An 18,609-nucleotide genomic window follows, 5' to 3' on the forward strand; every position below is an offset into this window, starting at 1 on the left:
AGTATTGTGACGGAAGAAAATGCTGTGAAAAAAGTCATTATATTCCGATTGGAGACCGAAGAATACGGAGTTGAAGTAACTCATGTCCAGTCGATTGAACGCATGCAGAATTTCACCCGTATACCAAATGCTGAAAAAAGTATTCGCGGCGTAATTAATCTGCGGGGTGTCATTATACCAATTATAGATCTTCGAAAAAGGCTCTCCTATGAAGAGGTTCCGTATACAGAAGAAACCCGGATTTTGATTTTAGCACTTGAAGGCAATCACGCCGGTCTTATAGTTGACGCAGCAAACGATGTGATGGATGTATTTGAAAGTGAAATCGGAGCGCCCCCACAGGCTCTGTCCAAGGAAGAACAAATGTATTTAAAAAATGTCATCAAGAAAGAAAGCCGCGTATTCACTCTTTTAAATGTTCACGCAGTTGTCGAAGCTTTGGAGACGGCGTCTGTTTGATTCCAAGGGCTGTTCTCCTTTAGTATAGGAGAAAGAGTCCTTTTTCTTATGAGTGAAACGTAAATTAAAGAAGGAAGCAGGCAGCGGAAATATATTCACAGGACTGTACGCCGCAGATAGAACAAGGTATGATGTTAACAGCGGCGCCATACAGCGTGCGTTCGAAATTTTATATAATGGGGACATGCTTCCATGAGTTTACATCAATCGACCGAAGAAAAGCAGTATGATATCAACATGATGTTTGTATTGTTTTTGTTCGCAGTAGTCAGCTGTTTCTATATTTTTCAGGCTCAGCAGCTCGAACAATATGAAGGCAATTTTATGATCCAGCAGATTATCTTTTTCGTGCTGGCTTTTGCCATTATGATGGTAGTTCTACATTTTGATTTTGAGTATTATCTGGTACTGCACTGGTTTTTATATGCTTTTGGACTGGCTCTTTTAGCAGGGCTGCTGGTCGCTCCGGCAAGTATTGCTCCGGTGATTAATGGGGCGCAGTCATGGTATGTAATACCGGGTCTCGGACAGTTCCAGCCTGCAGAATTTATGAGAATTTTTCTGATTTTAACACTCAGCGCCATCATTTATAATCACCATACAGAGTACAGTGGAAGCAAAAGCATGCGCTCTGATTTCATACTTATAGGGAAAATGTTTCTGCCGACCCTTCCCGTCATTTTGCTTCTGGCAACACAGCCGGACATGGGGAGTGTCATGCTCGTAGGAGCTATTTTCGTTTCCCTTCTGGTGGTCTCGGGCATCTCCTATAAAATATTGGCAGTAGCTATCGGTGGTCCGCTTTTAGCGATACTTGGATTTGTCTTTTCTTTTTTCCAGTTTCCCAATTTGATGGAGCGATTTGTATTTTCCAATATGGATCCTTATCAGGTAAGCAGGATCCAGGGCTGGCTGAACCCGTTTGAAAATCAGGATGCTGGTTTTCAAACAGCAAGAGCATTGACTGCTATCGGCTCCGGAAGATTATTCGGCAACGACGGAGATCAGGTGTACATTCCGGAAGCCCACACGGATTTCATTTTCGCCGTTATTGGCTCTGTCCATGGTTTTCTGGGCGGCGCTATGGTCATCACCCTTTATTTTGTGCTGCTTTATCAGATTCTTCTGATCAGCATGCGTTCGCATAACGCTTACGGCAAATACATCTGTGCAGGTGTTATCGGATTGTTTGCTTTCCAGGTATTTCAAAATATCGGGCAAAGCCTTGGCCTTCTTCCAGTCACTGGCTTTACGCTTCCGCTTCTCAGTTACGGAGGAAGCTCGCTTGTCGGGACCATGTTTATTTTAGGGATCGTAATGAGTGTACGCTATCATTCAAAAAATTATTTCTTTGCCCACCATAAAAATCAGTAAAAGCCAGCCGGGTGTCGGCTGGCTTTTGTTTATGGTTTTTTGACATGCATGGAATCCTTTGAGGGTTTGGCTCTTCTCGAAGATGAGAAAAGCTGCTCGCTCTGCCTTTGCACGGTCCAGATGAGCGTATCCAGCTTCCGCTCCATCCGGTAAACAAGAAAAAAGGCAAGCATGACAGCCGCTCCCTGGTCTCCGGCCAGTTGTATCCATTCCTCCATGACTAAGCCTCCTTTATAAAGAATCCCCCAGCCTGAAGGGCTGAGGGAATCGGGTTAATTGGTTTCCCAGATAGTGTCTACGTTTCGTTCCACGACTCTTGCGTACACTTTTTTAGTGACGATACCATCGCTTGTAAAAAAGGCTTCCTTAGCAATAATGGAGTCCATTAAGGCCTCTACTGCCGTTTCATCCACCGGTTCTGCCGGATCTTCAATCGAAAGGGTAGTAGCTTTGCCAAAATCACTTTCAAAACGCAGCTGCAGTTGTTTGCTCATCTTCATCACCTCCTGTGTTTGAAATTACTTCCGGCTTTACAACGGGGCCGGTGCCTGCATGTTGTACTCGTTGTTGCGCTGTACGCTCTGCACGACGTAAGGCTGGAGCATAGCAATACTATCCGCAATTTCCTGCAGGTCATCGTCTGAAATTTCAGGATTGATGTTACGGAATGTTTTTCGTTTGTATTCGCCGCTTCCGTCTGCCCCGGTGCCTAAATAAAACTCAAAAGAAAGATTGGTTTTTGTTAATTGAGCCATGTGTCTCACCTCCTTTCACCGTATATATTGACGGGCCGAAGCAAAAGGGGGGGGAGGGCTGTGTTTATTTTATGATGCTTATGGGAATATCACCATGGAATGTTAATCGAAGGAGGATTTGCAATGAACGTATTGGTAATTGGAGCGAACGGAAAAATTGCACGCCACCTGGTGGAGGAATTGAAGGAAACGGATCACCACGTAACGGCGTTAATTAGAAAAGAAGAACAATCAGAAGAACTGAAGAGCCTGGGGGCGGACGAAACGATAGTTCGTGATCTGGAAGGAGATATTTCCGATGCTTTTGCGGGTAAAGATGCAGCTGTCTTTGCCGCTGGATCGGGCGGCCATACAGGGCCGGATAAGACCACCATTATCGACTTGTGGGGTTCGAGAAAATCGGTGGAAGCCTCCAAAGCCCACGGAGTGAAACGCTTCATCCAGGTAAGTTCGATGAATACGGATGAACCGGAGAACGGGCCGGAAAAAATGCGCCATTACTTTATTGCTAAACGTGTAGCCGATGACTATCTTGAAGAGAGTGGTCTTGACTACACCATTGTACGGCCGGGAGTGCTCACAAACGATGACCCGAGCGGCACCGTACAGTTAAAACAAAAACTGAATGAAAAAGGCGAAATCCCACGTGCCGATGTGGCAAAGGTAATCGCAGCTTCTCTCGATACGCCGGGTACTATCCGTAAAAAGTTTGATCTGATCAGCGGTGATCAGGAAATTATTGCAGCACTCAACGAATTATAAGAAGGAAAGCAAACAGCCGGCCCCGAACAGCCGGCTGTTTTTACATAATGACCGTAGGAGGAAGCAGCCATGATGAACAGTTCAGGCCCCCGGATTTCCGGAGGAGCTCTATGGTTAAACTTTTTTCTGCTGTTTGCAGCTGGTATTGTTATTATTGCTGCTGTGTTTCAGGGGGAGACTTTAATGTACATAAGCGGCTTATTTCCTTTAAGTACGGCTGCTGCCGATAGTTTTACCGGAGCCTGTACAGGAATAGCAGCGGGATTTTTCGCCTGGGGGGCATATAAAAAGCAGTGGTTTTCTGTGCCGGACAATACATATACCGATCTCTTAAAAGAACTGATCCGCCGGCGGGGAAGCTTTTGGGCTGTAACAGTTGGTGCGGCAGTATCAGAAGAAATACTGTTCCGGGCAGCAGTGCTCGGGACACTGGTGCTTGTATTGCCGGATATCTTTGCTTTATGTGTTTCTTCATTTATTTTTATGCTGGTGCACGTGCCGCAATACGCCGGTCAGCAGCTGGTTCATGCATGGATTTTCATCCTGGGTCTTCTGCTCGGCGGGCTGCTTTTATGGCAGGGAACGCTATGGGGGGCTGTGGCTGCCCATGCCGGATACAATGCGGTTTCCTTTCTTATTTGGAAAAGAATGAAGCCATTCAGAAATGAACATTCTGAACCGGCGGATCAAAAACGTCAGTAGCTTTTTCCCGCCTGGTGACGCTCGAGACGGAGCTGTGTTTTCTCCTGCTCTTCTGAAGAGACAAGGTAATAGCTTATCCCGTTCTGTTCGTCGGCTGCTCCCTGAATTTCAGTCGTCTGGATCTGGGTGAGAGCAGGAGTATAGTGGTAAGAAAAGCTTTGAATATCCTGAAACGTCATATCTGTGTGTATGTGGTCACCGAGAGCGTAAAGCAGTTCTTCTGCTTTACGGAGAGTAGCCGGGCTCTTTGCTTTTTCCAGCAGTGCTTCGAGCACCTGCTGCTGGCGGAGATTCCGCCCTAAGTCACCCCTGGGGTCCTGCTTGCGCATACGGACATAGTATAAGGCCTGATCGCCATTTAAATGGAGTTTCCCCTCCGTATAGGTGAAAGGCTCTCCTTCATCCTTGATGAATTCCAAATCGTTTTGCACTGTCACCCCATCGTAAGCATCAACGACCTCCCGGAATCCTTCCATATCGGCTTCGACGGTAAAATCAAGGGAAGTGTCCAGAAACTCTTCTACGGTCTTTTTTAGCAGGGGCATTCCCCCGTAGCTGTAGGCATGATTTATTTTGTCCATGCCTTCTCTTCCTGGAATGGAGACCCTGGTATCCCGTGGAATATTAAAAAGCAGCGTGGATTCGTTACCGGAATGAATGGAGAGAATCATAATGACATCGGCACGGGAAGCTGTTTCTTCTTTATCTGTACCCGCTATTAGAATAATCTGCGGTCCCGAAACAGTAGAAGAATCCTCGTCAGTTGTTTCTGAGGTGATTTTCTCTTTTTGTCCGGCAGTTATAGTGTAATAATAGTAAAAGAGACCGCCAAGTGATAAGAAGCATGTAAGCAGGAAAGTGATCATAAAAAACAAGTATACGTTTCGCATAGTCGGCCGTCCTGTCTGTAAAAGTCAAAATCTCTATTTTTATATCGGCAGAAAAGGGAATATATCCAGTAGGAAGGGATGCTCCCTGCGTTGACAAAAAAAGAAGGTAACGTTATATTCAACGTTACTGCTATTTATAATCTCGTTAGGTGAGGCTCCTGTATAGATATAAGCTTCTGCCCAAAAATGTCTAAAGACGCCAATGGGTCAACAGAATCCATCGAATTAAGGTGTTTTCTAATGAAGCTGGATAATACGTTCCTACGCTATACAGTGCTAAAGCTCGACGAAGGGGAATAGAACGGGCATATACGATGACTGGCTGATTATGCACGTCTTCCCAACGGTGGAAGGCGTTTTTTGTTTGAAATAAGTGTCAGGCGGAAGAAGTACAGCTGCTTGTGCGGCCTGGAGAGGAGGAAAAGGATGGAGAAATTAAATGAACAGGCACGGGAAGAGTTCGTAGAACTGATAGCGGAATCATTGCAGCAGGAGCGCATAGAAACGTTCCGTGAATTATTTTTGGATCTGCATCCTGCGGACCAGGCAGAAGTGTTTCTGGAGCTTGATGAAGAACGGTCAGTTGTTTACGAATTTTTGTCTCCGGAAGAATTTGCCGAAGTATTTGACAGCTTTGAACCTGAAGTTCAAAAAGAAGTAGCTCTGCAGCTGAACGATCAGTATGCTGCTGAAGTATATAACAATATGTATGCTGATGATGTTGCTGACTTCCTGGGAGAGCTTGAACCCAGACAGATGACCCATATCCTCCAGGCGATGGACCAGGAGGATGCCAACGACGTACGGGAGCTCTTGGCCTATGAAGAGAAAACGGCCGGGGCTATCATGACAAAAGAATTTGTGTCTATTAAAGCAGCAGATACGATTGAGGCAGTAATTGAACAGCTGCGGCGGGAAGGGCCGGACGCAGAAATGATCTATTATCTGTATGTAGTTGATGAACGGGATAAACTAGCCGGGGTGGCATCGATCCGCGATTTGATTGTAGCGGACTCAGACCGGACCGTAGCTGAAGTGATGAGCAGCCGGGTCGTGTCTGTTTATGTAGAGGATGACCAGGAGGAGGTCGCTCAGCTGATACAGAAGTATGATTTTCTGGCAACCCCTGTTATAGACAGTGAAGGCAGGCTTGTCGGAATCGTAACGGTGGATGATGCGCTTGATGTACTTGCGGAAGAAGCTTCAGAAGACATTGGGGAAATCTCCGGCTCACGTGGCTCGACAGACGTGAGTGTTAATGCATTTAAAGCTGCGAGGCTCCGTGCCCCCTGGATTATTCTGCTGATGTTTTTGGGGCTGTTTACCGCCCAGGTGATTGGTTGGTTTGAAAGTACCCTTGAGAGTGTCGTTCTGCTTGCAGCATTTATTCCGATGATTATGGGCTCAGCGGGAAACACGGGTACACAGTCGCTTGCTGTCTCCGTGCGGGCGCTTGCAACAGGAAACATTGAACGAAAAGGGCTGTGGCGGACGATTAGCCGGGAATTTTCCACAGGTATCATGATCGGGGTTGCTTCAGGCATTGTAATTACGATTTTATTATACCTTTTTTACGGAGAACCCCTGATAGGAATTATTGTCGGCTTTTCCATTATGGTTTCACTGGGAGTCGCAAGCGTTATTGGTACGCTTGTGCCGCTTGTAATCAATAAACTCAAGCTCGATCCTGCCATTGCCTCAGGACCGTTTATTACAACACTTACTGATATTATCAGTCTGCTGATTTATTTTACGGTCGCGTCGTCGCTCATTCAGAGCATTTAAGGTAATTTCCAAATAATACAAAAAAGAAGAGACAGCGTCTCTTCTTTTTTTGTGGGCAGGTAATTAGATTAACATTTACGGGGTGTGATAAACTAACACTATCCTGGATGAAAAGGAGCGAGGGCTTTGCAGTTAACAACCTATACGGATTACGCATTACGGATGGTAATGTACCTGGCTGCTCATGATGAAGACGAGTCCCTGCATAGTATTAAGCAAATATCGACTGCATACTCCATTTCATACAACCACCTGACAAAGGTTGGACATGAGCTGTCGAAGCTTGGCGTCATTCACACGGTGAAAGGCAGAAACGGAGGAATCCGTTTGGCCAAAGAACCAGAAGAAATCAACATTGGCTGGCTTGTAAGGCAGACAGAAGATAATCTGACGCTGGTGGAATGCTTTGATCCCGAATCGAACCAGTGCATTTTAGCAGGCAGATGCCGCCTCCAGGGTATCCTGGGAGAGGCTCTGAAAGCTTATTTATCAGTGCTCGATAAGTATACGGTCAAAGATATCACAGTGAACAAGGAAATGCTTCATGCTCTGTTTGCAGCTTCAACGGCAAAAAATCAGCTGCCGATTTCTTTTTCTTAAGAAAAGATATCATCGTGCTTGCCCCGGTCACGGTGACATTCGTGAATCATCCAGGAAACCAATTATACATAATAAAGCAGCAGCCCTGTTGATATAGGACTGCTGCTTCTTTTCATAACTTAAAAGGTTAGTTTGTCTCTTCAAACCGCCGCAGATCGTTATTGTGGCCGATAGCAATAAGGACGTCTTCTTTGTAGAGGCGGTCCTGGGCCGTTGGAGATATATTAACGTCTTTGCCGCGGCGAATGCCCAGAACGGTGACGCCGTATTTGGCCCGGATATCGAGCTGGGCGAGCGTCTTTTTATGCATGGATACCGGTGCAGTAATTTCTATAATAGAGTACTCTGCTGAGAGTTCAATATAGTCGATGACACGGTCGGAAACAAGGTGCTGGGCAATACGGTTACCCATGTCATGCTCCGGGTGAATAATCTTATCTGCTCCGATTTTATCGAGAACTTTATGGTGGTGAAAGTTCTGTGCTTTTACCCAAACCGAAGGGATATCCATTTCCTTTAGCAGGAGAGTGCATAAAATGCTTGCCTGAAGATCATCACCAATAGCGACAATCACGTGATCAAAATTTGTAATCCCCAGGTTTCTGAGTTCTTTCTCATCTGTGCCGTCGGCGACGGCGCTGTACGTAGAATGATTGGTAATGTCGTCGAGTTTTTCTTCATTATTGTCAATAGCCAGCACGTCATGACCGAGCTTGTACAATTCTGTACTGACACTGACACCGAACCGCCCGAGACCGATAATGGCAAATTGTTTTTTCACACGGCTTTCTCCTTTTTCCGAAGCTTGGGGTCATTTTCCTGTAATTGTATCGTTAATGTACCGCCGCAGCCATGATTTGTCAAACTGAAGCCGGATGCAGGACTTCGTCATCTGTTAAAGCGGAATGCCCGGAGAAATAAAGATGAAGACAGCGCTCTGTCTGCTTTTTTAAATTGGCGTTTAAGTGGGAGGTTCGTCCCGAACCGTTGTTAACATAGTACACGTAATGGGTAAACACACCGTCATTTTCTTCAAAAACGACCCGCATATGCCTTTTTTTCATGTAGAGGCGCAGCTGGTAGAGGTCGTGATGAAGAGCATCGAAAGCCTGTTGAAGTAAGCGTTCGTACGGTTCCTGCAGGCGGACGTCAGAAGATTTAAGCGCCTCGGTATCGAGCGTCAGTACTTTTTTTACAATAGGAAGGAGAACAGCATAATGAATAACGATATGCTCTTTCTCTGTCATGACCATTTCTGTTCTCCCCCCATTATATGATTAAATCCATTATACGAATATATGTTCCCGTTTTTCAATAAGATTTTTCATCTGCACTGAATTTTTTCAATTGTATAACTCGAATTTTTCTGGGAAATAGTCTATAATGAAATTATGTAAGCGGATACAATAAATTATTACTCTTTTCGGAGTTGTCGGACAATTAGTTTTATTGATGTTAAAGGTGGGTATAGTTCAGTACACACACAAATTATTGGCAATCAATAGAGAGGCACTGGGAGGCCATGCGCGCGTCGCCCGCTTCAAAAAAAGATCAGCGCCCGGCGGGTGCTGCAATAAGAACAGGGGGTTCGGCGAATATGTTACATCCAACTCATGAGCAGCATTTTATGAAAAAAGTGAAACCAATTCAAAATGGAAGAAGACCTTCAAGGCAGATTCTTCAATCTCTGTATGCTCAAATGATGATGGAGTACGCTGTGTTTGAATTTAACAGAGAGCGGCTTCTGCGCAAAATTGATGACTCCCTGGATATGCATGACGAAAAAGCTTTTAAGGAATGGACAGAGGCTTATAAAGAATTGATGAGCGAATATAAAGATGGCAAAGTATTATTCGAACAAGGCTATAAATTAGAGCTTGAATTTGAATAAAGGTTTATATCAGCACTCTTTGGGCTACGCCTGAAGAGTGCTTTTTTATGTCACGATAAATAAGGAAAATCATTGCCGGTTTTCGCGGTGTTGGCGTTTTTTTGCATTGTTCTTTATACTGGGAAAGAAAAGAAACGAAAAGGAGGCAGAACTGGTGATACTTTCCGACCAAACAATCCGTTCAATGATGGAACAGGGCGATCTTAGTATCGATCCATTAGAGGACCATCAGATCCAGCCGGCATCGGTGGATATTCGTCTGGGTACTCATTTTCTGAAAATCGACGAGAACGCTATCGAGTCCATTCAACTGGACCGGCCCGCTAAGTATGTGGAATTTGAAAGTGATCAGGTGATTATTCCCCCGCATTCATTTCTACTTGCGACTACAAAAGAATACATCAGACTTCCCCAGCATATTACGGCCTTTGTGGAGGGAAGAAGTTCTATTGGACGGATGGGACTCTTTATTCAAAATGCAGGCTGGGTGGATCCGGGATTTGAAGGGGAAATTACGCTTGAGCTTTATAACGCCAACCGTCTGCCTATTCGTTTAACGTCCGGAAGACGGCTCGCACAGCTCGTTTTTGCTGAAATGGATCAAAAAGCCGGCGTCCCTTATGCGGGTAAATACCAGGGGCAGCGAAATGCCATGGGAAGTCACGCCTTTTTGGATCAGGAAAACGAATAACGCTGCGCTGGGCCATACATAGCTGAAATGAGAAATAAAGATTCCAAAGACTCGTGACCTTTACTGTTCACGGGTTTTTTCGAGGTAAGCGTGAGCAGAGGCACAGGCTAAAAAAGATGTTATAATGGGAGCGCTGTGAAATGTTTTGGTGGAAAGAAGGAATAACAATTGGGTTTTCAAAATGATAAAGCGGTCGTTGTTTTTAGTGGGGGACAGGACAGTACTACTTGTTTGTTCTGGGCATTGGAACAATTTGAAGAAGTCATTGCCGTAACTTTTTCTTACGGACAGCGGCACGATGAAGAAATAGAAGTAGCAAAACGAATTGCTGAGGATATAAATGTTGAACATCATGTGCTGGATATGGGGCTTTTAAGCCAGCTGGCACCGAATGCGCTGACTCGTGATGACATTGACGTGGAGGCGGGAGAAGACGGGGAGCTTCCTTCTACGTTTGTAGAGGGCAGGAATCTGTTGTTTTTTTCCTTTGCGACGATTCTTGCTTCGCAAAAAAAGGCAAAGCACATTGTGACAGGTGTATGTGAGACAGATTACAGCGGGTATCCGGACTGCCGGGACGTATTTGTGAAATCATTGAATGTCTCGCTAAATCTGGCTATTGGCAAAGAGTTAGTGCTGCATACACCTTTAATGTGGCTCGACAAAAAAGAAACCTGGGAGCTTGCCGACCGGCTAGGAAGACTTGATTATGTGAAGGATGAAACGTTAACCTGCTATCACGGCATACCGGGGGACGGCTGCGGGGAATGCCCAGCCTGTAATCTGCGCCGTGCAGGCTACGAGCAATATATGGAACAAAAAGAAAGGAAAGAATTATGATTTATTCGTATTATCCACAGTGGCCGCACAATTACCGGTATGAATTAAACAAGGATATGCATTTAAGTGCGGCACACTATATTCCTTCAGAAGACGCAGGAAAGTGCCGGCACGTGCATGGACACACCTATACAATCAACGTGACAGTGGCCGGGGATGAATTGAACCAAAACGGGTTTTTAATTGATTTTACCGTTTTAAAAAAATGGATCCATAAACGCTATGATCACACTCTGCTAAACGATCATCCGGAGTTTGCCAGTGAAGAAAACGAGGCTGCTTATCCGACGACAGAAGTGGTCGCCCAGGTGATCTGGAAAACAGTGCAGCAGAGGCTCGATGAAACGTCGAATAAACCTAAATGCCTGCAGGTACTAGTCAGGGAGACTCCGACAAGCTATGCGGTGTTCCGGCCCAAAGAGGGGGACTTTGCCTAAATGAAACCAACACCTGTACTCGAAATATTCGGTCCGACGATCCAGGGCGAAGGCATGGTTATCGGGCGCAAAACAATGTTTGTACGCACCGGAGGCTGTGACTACCGGTGCTCCTGGTGTGATTCCGCCTTTACATGGGATGGGTCACAAAAAGCTGTAGCGATGAGTGCAGAAGCCATTTATGAAAAATTAAAAGAAGCCGGCGGCAGAAGCTTCAACCATGTCACCATTTCCGGAGGCAACCCGGCGATGCATCCCGGTCTCGGAGAGCTTGTAACGCTTTTGCAGGAGCAGGGCATCGAGACAGCGATTGAGACGCAGGGCTCAATCTGGAATGACTGGGTGAAGGAAATTGATGAGGTAACCGTTTCGCCGAAGCCGCCGAGCTCGCTGATGAAAACGGATTGGGCGAAGCTGGATTATTATATGGAAGAACTGCATCCACGCAGGGAAAAAGAAGTCAGTCTGAAGATAGTCGTTTTTGATGAAAGCGACCTTGATTATGCCATCGAAGTACATGAACGTTTTCCTGCCGTAACAATGTACCTGCAGGTGGGAAATGACGATACCGTAACGCCGGAGGTAGAGGAGCTGAGAGATCATCTGCTCGCTAAATACGAATGGCTTACAGAAAAAGTCCTGCAGGAAGAGCGTTTAAATGGAGTGCGGGTGCTCCCTCAGCTGCATACGCTTCTTTGGGGGAACAAACAGGGAGTATAAGGAGGAAACAGATATGCCCGAAAGAGAAGATATTGAACAACTGGATCAACTGGGAAGCGAAAGAACGGCGTATACATTTGAATACGACCCTTCTCTGCTTGAAGTATTTGAAAACACCCACCCGTACCGGGATTATTTTGTGAAATTTAACTGTCCGGAATTTACCACCCTTTGTCCAAAAACGGGACAGCCGGATTTTGGCACGCTGTATATCAGCTACATTCCGGACGAAAAAATGGTGGAAAGCAAATCGTTGAAATTGTATTTGTTCAGCTTCCGAAATCACGGGGGCTTTCATGAAGATTCGATCAATACGATCGTGAATGATCTGGTGGATTTAATGGATCCCCGTTACCTGGAAATCTGGGGCAAATTTACGCCGCGCGGCGGCATTTCGATCGATCCATTTGTAAACTATGGCAGAGCCGGAACTAAATACGAGCAGCTTGCAGAAAACCGGCTGTTCCAGCATGATTTATACCCGGAACCGGTAGACAATCGCTAAGCCTTTCCCGATACGGGAGAGGCTTTTTTTATAGGGGGAAAGACAAAAGGCCAAAGGTTTGAAATAAATAAGAAGAGGGGTAGAGAAGTAAGGAATTGTGAAAATTTGTGAAAACAGGAGGATCAGACATAATGGGTAATCAAACAGCGGGAAGTAAAGTGGTGGAAATACTTAAGGAATGGGGCGTGAGCCATCTGTACGGCATGCCCGGGGATTCTATCAATGAATTGATGGAAGAATTGCGAAAAGATGAAGACGGCCTGGAGTATATCCAGATCCGCCATGAAGAAACGGGAGCTCTTGCTGCCGCCGCGTATGCGAAGCTGACAGGGAGACTGGGCGTTTGTTCTTCGATTGCCGGGCCTGGAGGGGTTCATCTATTAAACGGGCTGTATGATGCGAAAAGAGATAAAGTGCCGGTGCTTGCTCTGGTCGGCCAGGTGGACACGACAATCATTGGCACGGATAATTTTCAGGAAATCCAGCTGAACCAGATGTTTGCTGACGTCAGTGTATTCAATGAACGTGTTCAAAGTGCCGAGCAGCTCCCTGATATGCTGCATCAGGCGATACGTACGGCCTACACAGAAAAAGGAGTAGCGGTACTTGTTATCCCGGATGATATTTCGACTGCAGAAATCAAACGTGAAGTCCCGATATCTTCCGGTGTGCTTGCCAGGCCGAAGATCCGCCCGGAAAAGGAAGACATGGTAGAGGCTGCCAGAATGCTGCATGACGCCCGGAAGCCGGTAATTCTGGCGGGGAAGGGAGCCAGATACAGCACTGATGAACTGCTCATGTTTGCTGAACATATTCAGGCACCAGTGGTATCTACGCTGCTTGCAAAAGGTGTCGTTCCGGACGAGCATGAGCACAATCTGGGACAGAACGGCCAGATTGGCACGACACCAGCATACGAAGCAGTTCAGGAGGCCGATTTGTTAATTCTTGCCGGTACCTCTTTTCCTTATCGTGATTTTATGCCGAAAAACACCAAAGCAATTCAAATTGATATCGACCCCAGAGCGATAGGGAAATACTATCCTGTAACGGTAGGGCTAGTCTCTGAACTTGGTCCTGTGCTTCAGTGGTATACGGAAAATCTTGAACGCCGAAAGCCGACTGCCTTTATGCAGAAATATAAAGAGAAAAGAAAGGAGTGGTGGGACGAGCTTGATAAAGATATGACAGAAGAGACTGATAGGCTGCAGCCTCCGCAGGTGATTCATGAAGTACAGCAGTTTTTGGAGGAAGACGCCGTAGTCTCTGTAGACGTCGGGAATGTCACCGTATGGGCTACACGTTATTTAAGGCTGAAAAAACAGGAATTTGTAATCTCCGGATGGATGGCTACGATGGGATGCGGTCTTCCCGGCGCGATTGCCGCAAAAGCGGCCTGGCCTGAAAAGCAGACGGTCATGCTTGCGGGGGATGGTGGTTTTGCTATGGGAATGCAGGATTTTGCCACTGCAGTAAAATACAAACTTCCAATGGTTTGTGTCATATTCAATAATGAAAAGATCGGAATGATTGAATATGAACAGCAGCAGATGGGTCATCTGGATACAGAAACAGACATCAGCGGGATTAATTTTGCGGCATTTGCCAAAGCGTGCGGTGGTGAAGGGTACCGTGTTGGCACCAAAGCCGAACTGCATGAGGCGCTGCAAAAAGCAGCACTCGCCACGAGGCCGGTAGTTATTGATTGCGTGGTAGGTATGCAGCCACCGCTTCCGGGCCGGATTTCTTATCAGCAGGCGGTGCATTACAGCGAATTTATTATAAAAAATGTTTTTGAACGTGGAGAGCTCTCGCTGCCACCGTTGAAAAAAGGATGGAAGCGAATAAAAAAATAAAAGAAAAACCAGCTGATTTTATTCATCAGCTGGTTTTTGCATTGATTGATACTGCATACTTGAGGCACCTTTGATACGGGCTTCCAGACGGATATTGTCGAGTTTTCCGTGAAGCAGTTCATACCGGATCTTTCCGGATTCATACAGCTTGTCGGAACGGGTTTTCGCCTTCCCTTTTATCCTTGCAGGCGTCTTTTGTACAGTGCCTGCTCCGGAAGATACTTTGCGGCGGTAATCTTTTCCGCTTTTCGGAGCAGTGAGCAGACTGGCAAGCACTGACACAGCGTACCCCGCAGCAACTCCCGACCATAGGCTCTTTTTATGCATTTCCTGTATTCTCCTCTTTCCAGTCCTTAATGGCCTGGCGCTTCTGATACATATAGTATCCTAAAGCAAGGCTGCCGTAAAGGCCGCCAAGAGCCTGCTCATTCACTTTGCCTTTACCTTCGGTGGAGCTTCTTTTCATGCCTGCTGTCATATCGACAAGACTTGAAGTGAGCTTTCTCGAAGCTTCCCCGGCATCTCCAACAATGTAAAACAGCGGACTCAGCGAGTGGAGCTTTTCATTTACATCCAGAATCGTTTCGTTGCTGTTATGTAAAATCAGCTCCGATTGATTCATCACCTGGTCGAGTTGCTCCGGCAGTTTGTCTACTGTTTCGTTCACCCCATTCAATGTTTTAGTGAGGTTGCTTAAGACGCGTGCTAAGAAAATAACCAATACTGCAAAAGCTACCGCGATGATTAGTAGAGCTATGCCGCCGATCATATCCATGATTCACCATTCCTCCTTACAATAAATGCGATTAATCCTACAGCCTAATAAATGGTACCATGATTTATGGCAGAGCACCAGGGCGTGCGGATCATATAATAGTGTCTAACTCTCTCGTACCCTGCTTTTCAGTGCCCTAAACAGTTTCTCTTGTAAATTGCCGGAAAGAAATTGGGGTGGAAGCATTAAAGAGAGGATTCTGGAGAAAATCTTGTTTGTATATGCATACAATGTGGGAAAAGATAGATAACAACATTAACTGAGGAGGAAGAAATATGCCCTGGACAATGAATGACTATCCTTCATCCTTAAAAAACTTGGACAAACCGGTAAAGAAAAAAGCAATCGATATAGCCAATTCGATGCTCGACGACGGATACGATGAAGGCCGTGCTATTCCGATCGCGACCGAACAGGCAAAAGAATGGTACAGCAATGCTTCTAAACAAGAAGTGACCGAATTCATGGAAGAAGAAGATCCGAAGTCCCGGGATGAGGAAGAAAGCAGTTCTGACCCCGAACTGATGGAAAAGGCGGAACTGGTAGAAGCACATGAAGACGGCTGGGCTGTACGGGCAAAAAGTGCGAAAAAACCAGATATTGTCTATAACAGCAAGTCAGAAGCTATTGAACGTGCAAAAGAAGTGGCAGAAAAGAAAGGCACAGAAGCCATTATTTATAAAAAAGATGGAACAATAGAAAAAAGACATTCCTATTAAACTAAAAAAGGAGCAGCTGTATATTGGTCAGCTGCTCCTTTCAATGTATAAAGGAAGGGTCTTTTTTATTTTTTTCTTTCATAAAATCAATCAGTTCCAGTGAAGGCACCGGGCGGCTGAAATAATATCCCTGAACGTAAGAGGTGCTGTACTGCTGCACAAATTCCAATTGGGAGGCATTTTCCACTCCTTCTGTAACAACGTCAAGACCAAGCTCTTCGATAAGGCGGTAAATGCCGGTCAAAAGAGTCGTATCAAAGGTCGTGGAAGGAATATGGCGGACAAAGCTCCGATCGAGCTTGACCAGATCAATGGGGAGATCGCGCAGGGAATGCAGCGAAGAACTTCCAACCCCAAAATCATCAAGCGCAACTTTCACCCCGCGCTTCTGCAGCTTTTTAATAAAATCAATAGTCATTTGAGGGTCATAATCGATATTATCCTCTGTAATTTCAGCCCGCAGAAGGTGGGGCGGAAAGCTTGTGTCGGCCAGAGCACTATCAAGCGATTCCATTAGATAATCAAGCGATTGTATCTGTATTTTTGAGACATTAAAAGATAATTTGATGGAAGGAAAGCCGGATTTTCTCCACCTTTGGGCTTCCTCAAGTGAAGAACGAATCACCCACGCTCCGACCTGATGAATGTCTCCCGTTTCTTCTAAAAACGGTATGAACGTGCCGGGCGATATGCTTCCGTAAACTGGATGTCTCCAGCGCAGAAGAGCTTCAGCCCCCTCCATATTCTCACATCCCGGCTCCATAATCGGTTGAAATTCCAGGTGGAATTCTTCTTTTTCAAGAGCAAACATAATGTCGTTTCTTATTGCCAGAGAAAATTGGTAGTTATCATTAAGGGACAGATCGCTGTAGTAGACAATTCTGCCGGCTGTGTTCTTTTTAGCTTCGTACATAGCGGTGTCGGCATGCTTTAAAAGAACATCAAAGCTTTCTCCGTCTTCAGGAAAAGAGCTTACACCGACGCTTGCTGATATAAATGTGGCTTTATCGTCAAAATAGTATTGTTTATTAAGAAAAGTCACGGCCTCTTCGAGTAAGCTGTCCAGATGCTCTCTGCTTTCGACCGCTGTAACTGCGACAAATTCGTCTCCCCCAAGGCGTGCGGTGATTGCATCAGGCCCGGTAAACAGGCTGCTTAATCTGGCGGCAGCCTGGCGGATTAATTCGTCACCCGCCCTATGCCCCCAGCTGTCGTTGACTCGTTTGAATCCATCAAGATCAAAAAATAAAACGGACGTATTATTTTTATGAGCTTCGAGAAACCGTGAAAAGGTTTCCTGCACGTAATGGCGGTTATGAAGAGAGGTCAGATGGTCTGTATATGCCATATGTGTAACTTCAAGATGAGCGTATTCCGAACGCTCAAGCATATTATTCATAGAGTGCTCCAGCTCTTTTAATTCCCTGGCAGGACGGTGCTTTAAAGAAACCCTGGAGGACAGCAGATGATGGATACGGATATGCTTTAACTGTTCTGACAAAGAGGTAATTGGTCTTTCCACAAGGAATTTAAACTGAGAGTACGTCAGCGCGAAATAGGCGAGCAGCAGAGCAAGCATGAAAAAAACCATTGTATTCATGGTATCGGAAAGCTCGGAAAAGTATATCCGGTCTTTTATCACACCTAGTTGAAAAGCGGAGCGGCCGTCTGCGTTTTCAGCTGTCCAGGTGGCTTCAATAGTGTCCGCATCTTCAGCAGCAGTGGCCGTGCCGGGCGGCCCGTCCCCTGGACGCAGAGCGATCGGAAAGGAGAACAACTCACTCACGGTCTCTATATACCCGTCGTTAACCGCTTTCCCCATGACTAAATAACCACTGAAATCTCCGGACCCGCCGCTCGGCAGAATATGCTGAACGGAAAAGTAATGAGCGTCAGGGCCGCTTCCAGTCAGAAAAGTCCGCTCCGAGCCGGATTCCCGCAATTCTTTCTGTACTACAGAGATGAGCGAGCTGCGGATGTCTTCTTCTTCCTGGTTTTGCAGATCTACTTTTTTATCGTAGACGATTTCAAGCTCTTTATTAACGAAAAGAATCATGTTCACGCCGTTATTTATAAATGTATCGTTCTGCAGATTTGTATGTATGTATTCTTCATGCTGGTCGGCCATAAACTGAAAAGAATCATCCCAGGTGGCCCAGTCTTCATTTAACGCATGCATGGAATCAATATCCTGTTCGACAGCTGCCTGGACCTGTCCAACATCTTCACGGGCGTTATGGCGGTCAAAGCTGTCGGCATCCTCCATCAGCATCGGGTAAAAAATAAAAGCCATGACTGCGAGAAAAACGGCGATGCTGATAAGAGCATGGACCGTGCCGTAAGCCCCTATCCTCATTCCTTATCAACTCCTCAACAGCTGATTAGCTACTCATTAATATATAAGTATCTCTGTTACATATATAATGACACAAAAGTTTGTATAAAGATATGTATAAATCGTGACTTTAGTTCTACAAAACAAGACAGCTGCCCAGTGATAGCTTTGGCAGCTGTCTTTATACAAATTATTATAAAATAAATCTGCGGATTACTACTGGACGTCTTCAGCAAGTCTTTCCACTTCTTTTGCAGCGTTGAAATCTTTTTCGGTAACGCCGCCCTGATCTACAGTGGTAAAGGAAATGGTAACCTGCGTGTGATCAATGGTGATTTTAGGATGGTGCTGCACATTTTCTGCGTGTGCTGCGACTTCCTTTACGAACTCAATACCATCCAGGTAATTAGAAAATTTATATTCCCGTACAATGGCTCTGTCCCCGTCGTTATTCCAGTTTGGCAGATTGCTCAGTTCATTTTGAATTTCTTCTGCAGACATGATCATCGTTTC

24 protein-coding genes and 1 riboswitch are annotated in these 18,609 nt (G+C 45.7%); of the genes, 14 read left to right on the top strand and 10 right to left on the bottom strand.

The window, feature by feature from the left end; all coding sequences use genetic code 11:
* Positions 1-6: 6 nt before the first annotated feature.
* Complete coding sequence (locus tag G548_RS0105695) at positions 7-459, top strand: chemotaxis protein CheW (protein ID WP_022793186.1); 453 nt, start codon at positions 7-9, stop codon at positions 457-459.
* Between the two features lie 192 nt (positions 460-651).
* Entirely contained in the window at positions 652-1,833 is a 1,182-nt protein-coding gene (locus G548_RS0105705; RefSeq protein WP_022793188.1) for an FtsW/RodA/SpoVE family cell cycle protein, read from the top strand.
* 29 nt (positions 1,834-1,862) lie between these two features.
* Here G548_RS0105705 and G548_RS17425 read toward each other — a convergent pair whose 3' ends face one another.
* From G548_RS17425 to G548_RS0105720, 3 genes are read right to left on the bottom strand one after another with little or no spacing between them, the layout of a single operon-like run.
* Positions 1,863-2,051 (bottom strand): hypothetical protein, encoded by a 189-nt coding sequence (locus G548_RS17425; RefSeq protein WP_022793189.1) that lies wholly within the window; start codon positions 2,049-2,051, stop codon positions 1,863-1,865.
* A gap of 54 nt (positions 2,052-2,105) precedes the next feature.
* Positions 2,106-2,327 carry a DUF2922 domain-containing protein gene (locus G548_RS0105715; protein WP_022793190.1) on the bottom strand — a complete coding sequence of 74 codons (222 nt, stop codon included), beginning with the start codon at positions 2,325-2,327 and terminating at the stop codon, positions 2,106-2,108.
* Positions 2,328-2,363: 36 nt separating this feature from the next.
* Entirely contained in the window at positions 2,364-2,588 is a 225-nt protein-coding gene (locus G548_RS0105720; RefSeq protein ID WP_022793191.1) for a DUF1659 domain-containing protein, read from the bottom strand.
* A 123-nt stretch (positions 2,589-2,711) separates the two neighbouring features.
* Between G548_RS0105720 and G548_RS0105725 the strand changes: the two genes are divergently transcribed.
* Entirely contained in the window at positions 2,712-3,350 is a 639-nt protein-coding gene (locus tag G548_RS0105725; RefSeq protein ID WP_022793192.1) for an SDR family oxidoreductase, read from the top strand.
* Positions 3,351-3,419: 69 nt separating this feature from the next.
* Positions 3,420-4,052, top strand: coding sequence for a CPBP family intramembrane glutamic endopeptidase (locus G548_RS18695; RefSeq protein WP_022793193.1), 633 nt, complete (start codon positions 3,420-3,422; stop codon positions 4,050-4,052).
* Here the strand turns inward: G548_RS18695 and G548_RS17435 are convergent.
* Positions 4,046-4,942, bottom strand: coding sequence for an LCP family protein (locus G548_RS17435; RefSeq protein WP_022793194.1), 897 nt, complete (start codon positions 4,940-4,942; stop codon positions 4,046-4,048). The genes G548_RS18695 and G548_RS17435 overlap by 7 nt on opposite strands.
* Before the next feature lie 134 nt (positions 4,943-5,076).
* Positions 5,077-5,244, top strand: a riboswitch (M-box (ykoK) riboswitch).
* Between the two features lie 124 nt (positions 5,245-5,368).
* Here G548_RS17435 and mgtE point away from each other — a divergent pair.
* Together mgtE and G548_RS0105745 are read left to right on the top strand one after the other, a co-directional pair.
* On the top strand, positions 5,369-6,727 hold the full coding sequence (gene mgtE / locus G548_RS0105740; RefSeq protein WP_022793195.1) for a magnesium transporter: 1,359 nt from the start codon (positions 5,369-5,371) through the stop codon (positions 6,725-6,727).
* Positions 6,728-6,853: 126 nt separating this feature from the next.
* Entirely contained in the window at positions 6,854-7,327 is a 474-nt protein-coding gene (locus G548_RS0105745; RefSeq protein ID WP_022793196.1) for an RrF2 family transcriptional regulator, read from the top strand.
* Positions 7,328-7,454: 127 nt separating this feature from the next.
* On the opposite strand, the gene G548_RS0105750 is transcribed toward G548_RS0105745, so the two are convergent.
* Together G548_RS0105750 and G548_RS0105755 are read right to left on the bottom strand one after the other, a co-directional pair.
* Complete coding sequence (locus G548_RS0105750) at positions 7,455-8,108, bottom strand: potassium channel family protein (protein ID WP_022793197.1); 654 nt, start codon at positions 8,106-8,108, stop codon at positions 7,455-7,457.
* A gap of 79 nt (positions 8,109-8,187) precedes the next feature.
* Complete coding sequence (locus tag G548_RS0105755; protein ID WP_022793198.1) at positions 8,188-8,580, bottom strand: YhjD family protein; 393 nt, start codon at positions 8,578-8,580, stop codon at positions 8,188-8,190.
* Between the two features lie 344 nt (positions 8,581-8,924).
* Here G548_RS0105755 and G548_RS0105760 point away from each other — a divergent pair, with 344 nt between their 5' ends.
* The 7 genes from G548_RS0105760 to G548_RS0105790 all read left to right on the top strand — a co-directional run bounded on the left by G548_RS0105760 (position 8,925) and on the right by G548_RS0105790 (position 14,267).
* On the top strand, positions 8,925-9,218 hold the full coding sequence (locus G548_RS0105760) for an IDEAL domain-containing protein (RefSeq protein WP_022793199.1): 294 nt from the start codon (positions 8,925-8,927) through the stop codon (positions 9,216-9,218).
* Between the two features lie 154 nt (positions 9,219-9,372).
* The gene (gene dcd, locus G548_RS0105765; protein ID WP_022793200.1) at positions 9,373-9,909 is read left to right on the top strand and encodes a dCTP deaminase; all 537 of its coding nucleotides are present in this window, start codon (positions 9,373-9,375) and stop codon (positions 9,907-9,909) included.
* Between the two features lie 168 nt (positions 9,910-10,077).
* On the top strand, positions 10,078-10,749 hold the full coding sequence (gene queC / locus G548_RS0105770) for a 7-cyano-7-deazaguanine synthase QueC (RefSeq protein ID WP_022793201.1): 672 nt from the start codon (positions 10,078-10,080) through the stop codon (positions 10,747-10,749).
* A complete protein-coding gene (gene queD, locus G548_RS0105775) occupies positions 10,746-11,186 on the top strand; it encodes a 6-carboxytetrahydropterin synthase QueD (RefSeq protein ID WP_022793202.1) in 441 nt (146 codons plus the stop codon). The genes queC and queD overlap by 4 nt, the downstream gene beginning before the upstream one ends.
* On the top strand, positions 11,187-11,906 hold the full coding sequence (queE, locus tag G548_RS0105780; RefSeq protein WP_022793203.1) for a 7-carboxy-7-deazaguanine synthase QueE: 720 nt from the start codon (positions 11,187-11,189) through the stop codon (positions 11,904-11,906).
* A 13-nt stretch (positions 11,907-11,919) separates the two neighbouring features.
* Positions 11,920-12,411 (top strand): preQ(1) synthase, encoded by a 492-nt coding sequence (gene queF / locus G548_RS0105785; RefSeq protein WP_022793204.1) that lies wholly within the window; start codon positions 11,920-11,922, stop codon positions 12,409-12,411.
* Positions 12,412-12,542: 131 nt separating this feature from the next.
* A complete protein-coding gene (locus tag G548_RS0105790; RefSeq protein WP_022793205.1) occupies positions 12,543-14,267 on the top strand; it encodes a pyruvate oxidase in 1,725 nt (574 codons plus the stop codon).
* Between the two features lie 18 nt (positions 14,268-14,285).
* Here the strand turns inward: G548_RS0105790 and G548_RS0105795 are convergent, their stop codons facing one another.
* Both G548_RS0105795 and G548_RS0105800 read right to left on the bottom strand, forming a co-directional pair.
* Positions 14,286-14,594 (bottom strand): YtxH domain-containing protein, encoded by a 309-nt coding sequence (locus G548_RS0105795; protein WP_022793206.1) that lies wholly within the window; start codon positions 14,592-14,594, stop codon positions 14,286-14,288.
* Positions 14,587-15,042 carry a DUF948 domain-containing protein gene (locus tag G548_RS0105800; RefSeq protein WP_022793207.1) on the bottom strand — a complete coding sequence of 152 codons (456 nt, stop codon included), beginning with the start codon at positions 15,040-15,042 and terminating at the stop codon, positions 14,587-14,589. Before G548_RS0105800 ends, G548_RS0105795 begins: the two co-directional genes overlap by 8 nt.
* Positions 15,043-15,317: 275 nt before the next feature.
* On the opposite strand from G548_RS0105800, the gene G548_RS0105805 reads away from it, so the two are divergent.
* Positions 15,318-15,761 carry a DUF2188 domain-containing protein gene (locus G548_RS0105805; RefSeq protein ID WP_022793208.1) on the top strand — a complete coding sequence of 148 codons (444 nt, stop codon included), beginning with the start codon at positions 15,318-15,320 and terminating at the stop codon, positions 15,759-15,761.
* A 40-nt stretch (positions 15,762-15,801) separates the two neighbouring features.
* Here G548_RS0105805 and G548_RS0105810 read toward each other — a convergent pair whose 3' ends face one another.
* A complete protein-coding gene (locus tag G548_RS0105810) occupies positions 15,802-18,117 on the bottom strand; it encodes a bifunctional diguanylate cyclase/phosphodiesterase (RefSeq protein ID WP_022793209.1) in 2,316 nt (771 codons plus the stop codon).
* A 195-nt stretch (positions 18,118-18,312) separates the two neighbouring features.
* Entirely contained in the window at positions 18,313-18,603 is a 291-nt protein-coding gene (locus G548_RS0105815; RefSeq protein ID WP_022793210.1) for a 4a-hydroxytetrahydrobiopterin dehydratase, read from the bottom strand.
* Between the last annotated feature and the right edge of the window lie 6 nt (positions 18,604-18,609).

It is taken from the genome of Marinococcus halotolerans DSM 16375 (genome assembly GCF_000420725.1).
GTDB lineage: Bacteria > Bacillota > Bacilli > Bacillales > Marinococcaceae > Marinococcus > Marinococcus halotolerans.

Coding starts and splice junctions, on each gene's coding strand:
- queE (WP_022793203.1), top strand. CDS start 11,187: ATGAAACCAACACCTGTACTCGAAATATTCGGTCCGACGATCCAGGGC.
- G548_RS0105720 (WP_022793191.1), bottom strand. CDS start 2,588: ATGGCTCAATTAACAAAAACCAATCTTTCTTTTGAGTTTTATTTAGGC.
- G548_RS0105755 (WP_022793198.1), bottom strand. CDS start 8,580: ATGGTCATGACAGAGAAAGAGCATATCGTTATTCATTATGCTGTTCTC.
- G548_RS0105815 (WP_022793210.1), bottom strand. CDS start 18,603: ATGATCATGTCTGCAGAAGAAATTCAAAATGAACTGAGCAATCTGCCA.
- G548_RS0105760 (WP_022793199.1), top strand. CDS start 8,925: ATGTTACATCCAACTCATGAGCAGCATTTTATGAAAAAAGTGAAACCA.
- mgtE (WP_022793195.1), top strand. CDS start 5,369: ATGGAGAAATTAAATGAACAGGCACGGGAAGAGTTCGTAGAACTGATA.
- G548_RS0105795 (WP_022793206.1), bottom strand. CDS start 14,594: ATGCATAAAAAGAGCCTATGGTCGGGAGTTGCTGCGGGGTACGCTGTG.
- G548_RS0105705 (WP_022793188.1), top strand. CDS start 652: ATGAGTTTACATCAATCGACCGAAGAAAAGCAGTATGATATCAACATG.
- G548_RS0105725 (WP_022793192.1), top strand. CDS start 2,712: ATGAACGTATTGGTAATTGGAGCGAACGGAAAAATTGCACGCCACCTG.
- G548_RS17435 (WP_022793194.1), bottom strand. CDS start 4,942: ATGCGAAACGTATACTTGTTTTTTATGATCACTTTCCTGCTTACATGC.
- G548_RS0105805 (WP_022793208.1), top strand. CDS start 15,318: ATGCCCTGGACAATGAATGACTATCCTTCATCCTTAAAAAACTTGGAC.
- queF (WP_022793204.1), top strand. CDS start 11,920: ATGCCCGAAAGAGAAGATATTGAACAACTGGATCAACTGGGAAGCGAA.
- G548_RS0105715 (WP_022793190.1), bottom strand. CDS start 2,327: ATGAGCAAACAACTGCAGCTGCGTTTTGAAAGTGATTTTGGCAAAGCT.
- G548_RS17425 (WP_022793189.1), bottom strand. CDS start 2,051: ATGGAGGAATGGATACAACTGGCCGGAGACCAGGGAGCGGCTGTCATG.
- G548_RS0105790 (WP_022793205.1), top strand. CDS start 12,543: ATGGGTAATCAAACAGCGGGAAGTAAAGTGGTGGAAATACTTAAGGAA.
- G548_RS18695 (WP_022793193.1), top strand. CDS start 3,420: ATGATGAACAGTTCAGGCCCCCGGATTTCCGGAGGAGCTCTATGGTTA.
- G548_RS0105810 (WP_022793209.1), bottom strand. CDS start 18,117: ATGAGGATAGGGGCTTACGGCACGGTCCATGCTCTTATCAGCATCGCC.
- G548_RS0105800 (WP_022793207.1), bottom strand. CDS start 15,042: ATGGATATGATCGGCGGCATAGCTCTACTAATCATCGCGGTAGCTTTT.
- queD (WP_022793202.1), top strand. CDS start 10,746: ATGATTTATTCGTATTATCCACAGTGGCCGCACAATTACCGGTATGAA.